Source organism: Aquiflexum sp. (assembly GCF_041749095.1).
Taxonomy (GTDB): domain Bacteria; phylum Bacteroidota; class Bacteroidia; order Cytophagales; family Cyclobacteriaceae; genus Aquiflexum.
The window spans coordinates 1-2963 of the sequence record NZ_JBGTCA010000050.1; the positions used below are offsets into that span (position 1 = coordinate 1).

Here is a 2963-nt window from a genome sequence, read left to right on the forward strand (position 1 = left end):
AATTTCAAGTCCTTTATTATCCACACAATAATTCAGACTGTCGACAATCTCAAGTTTGTATTCTTTCCTTGTGAAAACATCTATCCAATCGATGACAGTGAATGTCAAAAATTGCACACCATTTTGATCGCTTATTTGAAAAGGTTTCAGCATAAAAAGTTATGGTTGAAGCTTGTATGGAATTTAAGCCAAAAAATTCAATTTTTCAACTTGGAGATTATTTGAATTGAGCCAGAGTCTCAACACTCAGGAATCCGAAGCTACAAGCTTCGGATAACGGTTGTCCAAAGGCTGTGTCTTTGGACTTCATGTTGGGATTCCTTTTTATTCTAAACGTAAATTTTTAACTTTTTAAACTCCATTGTTAAATCAGTCAAGGATTTTTCCACTCCCATTCTTTCCAATGATGAAGCTCCTACAAATCCATGGGCTTTGGTTTTTTCAAGGATAATATTGACATCTTGTGGAGTATTTATAGGTCCCCCATGGGTAAGGAAAAAAATCCCTGGATTTATTCTTTTAACCGCAGCAATTATATTTTTGGTTATTTCTATTGCATCTTCCATTGTACAGGCGGCGCCCGTCACACCAATTGAGCCCCCTACAGTTGTACCTACATGGACTATAATTGCATCTGCTCCAGCTTCTGCCATCTGTATGGCTTCTTCCGGTGTTGCCACATAAACAATTGAAAATAAATCCATTTTATTTGCAATCCTGATCATTTCGACCTCTTTATCAAAACCCATCCCTGTTTCTTCCAAAACTTGCCTAAACTGTCCATCCACGATGCAATGCGTAGGAAAATTGTTGATTCCGGAAAACCCCATTTCTTTAACTTTCAATAAATGGTGCCATATCCTTCTTCTGGGATCCGAACCATGGACACCACAAATCACCGGGATATCTTCAACGATAGGAAGTACTTCAAACTCACCTATCTCCATGGCAACAGCATTTGCATCACCATAGGCCATTAATCCAGCAGTTGAACCATGTCCAGACATTCTAAACCTCCCGGAGTTATATATAATGATAAGATCTGCGCCTCCTTTTTCAATAAATTTTGCACTGATACCGGTTCCGGCTCCTGCTGCGATAATTGCTTTTTTCTGATCGATCACTTTTTGTAATCTGTCCTTAACTTCCTGCCTAGTGTAGGGATTTCCCCTACCTGTCCATGGATTTGCCATATTTTTTTGATTTTTTTTTTAGATGAATTCTTATTTAATCCCCAAAGGATTTCAATTATGTTCTTTGATTCTGTATTTCCATACTTTCCAACAAAACTTGGACTGCGGATTCGGAAAAAAATTTTTCGTTGATATTGCCATCAATCTCCACAATATTTACATGCTGCTTCAGATGCTGCTTTAAGGTGTCGAATAGAACCCTGTTGATCTCAGGATGATGGAAAATACCCCCGTCCGCATCAATTTGGGACAGGCCTTTTAGGGGTAGCAAAACAGTGGTTGGTACGGTAGATTGGTTTAACCTTTGTGCAATCATTTTTGCCAATTCCATATTTTCCTGCGCATCAGTTCTCATCAAGGTGACATCAGGCGCCCAGCTGTAAAGCTGTCGTTCCTTGTATTGCTCCGGAACGGTGTCAGGGTGGGCGAAATTGACCATGTCCAGACAACCAGGTACCACCACTTGGGGTATCCCCATTTCAACGGCAGCAGTGAGGCGCCCGGAACCAGCACTGCAGATGCCGCCGCATAGTTCATCGGCCAACTCCGTGGTAGTGATGTCCAGTATTCCAACAAAGCAATCTTCCCTGATCAGGGTTTCCATAGCATTGCCCCCCAGCCCGTTGGCATGGAATGCCATGACTTCATATCCTTTTGCTTCCAAAAGTTTTGTGCATTCGTCCACGCAGGCAGTAGTGTTGCCAAACATACTGATAGCTATAGTTCCTAAAGATTTTTCATCAATTTTCAAATTCACCTTTGCCATTCCGGAAACAGCAGCCGCGGCGTTCCGCATGATGAGACGGCTGATCCTGTTCAGGCCGGCTACATCAACCACTGAGGGCATCAACAGTATGTCCTTCATACCAACCTGACGGGTGACATCCTTGGATGCCAATGTGGAAATACAGAGTTTGGGAAAGCCAATGGGCAAAGGTTCCATCGCAGCTAGTGCTATATAAGTTCCACCGCCGCCTCCCATACCAATAACTGCTTTGATTTTTCCTTCGGTCAATAATCCGGAAATCAATTTTCCAGCACCTTTACCCATCACTTCAACTGCATGGCCCCTGTCTGCTTTTTTTCTTAAATCTTCAATAGATTCACCGGCTTCAGCTGCAACTAAATCTGATTCTAACTCAACAGGAAAAAGTGATGTGGATCCAAATATTCCCGTATTCATTGAAATCACACTTTCACCATGGGAAATAATACATTGCCGAAGAAAGTTGAAGTTTTCTTCTTTGGTGTCAAAGCACCCAATCATTAGGATAGACTTATTTTTTAGAGTCATAATCCTAAACAACTATATCAAAAACAATAACTTTTTCCAGTTTTGGAACAACCAGGAGTTTAACTTTGTCATGAATGGGATGAGGCAGATATTCATCTCTGGATTCTTCAGAATCAAAAGTCATGATAAATCCGTGAGTAAAATCTTCATTTAAACCCTCATTTCCATTATAAGGTCCATATTCCATACCTAATAAACCAGGGATTTCTCCCACCATTTTATTCATTGAAATAAAACATTCATCAATTTCCTCAATTGAAATATTTTTTTTGAATTTAAATACACCAAAATGTCTTACCATATCAATTAAATTTTATTTTAAAGTTCTTATAAACGCAAACAAATCAGCTATTTCCTCATCTGAAAGGTTATCAATTAAGCCTTTATTCATAAAGGAACGGCCCCCTAGGTAACCTTGACTTTTGATGTCTTCCGCATTAATGAAAATTTTATTCCCCCCCATGAACCCAATAGTA

The 2963-nt window shown here is 39.9% G+C and carries 3 protein-coding genes; all 3 read right to left on the bottom strand.

The genetic code is table 11. The annotated features are described in order from the left end of the window. Window positions 1-329: 329 nt before the first annotated feature. Genes ACEW8O_RS03355 through ACEW8O_RS03365 form a run of 3 tightly spaced genes read right to left on the bottom strand, consistent with a single transcriptional unit; the run spans window position 330 to window position 2788 of the window. Window positions 330-1193, bottom strand: coding sequence for a phosphoenolpyruvate hydrolase family protein (locus ACEW8O_RS03355; RefSeq protein WP_373493210.1), 864 nt, complete (start codon window positions 1191-1193; stop codon window positions 330-332). Between the two features lie 55 nt (window positions 1194-1248). Continuing rightward, a complete protein-coding gene (locus tag ACEW8O_RS03360) occupies window positions 1249-2487 on the bottom strand; it encodes a Tm-1-like ATP-binding domain-containing protein (protein WP_373493211.1) in 1239 nt (412 codons plus the stop codon). A gap of 4 nt (window positions 2488-2491) precedes the next feature. After that, the gene (locus ACEW8O_RS03365) at window positions 2492-2788 is read right to left on the bottom strand and encodes a Dabb family protein (RefSeq protein ID WP_373493212.1); all 297 of its coding nucleotides are present in this window, start codon (window positions 2786-2788) and stop codon (window positions 2492-2494) included. Between the last annotated feature and the right edge of the window lie 175 nt (window positions 2789-2963).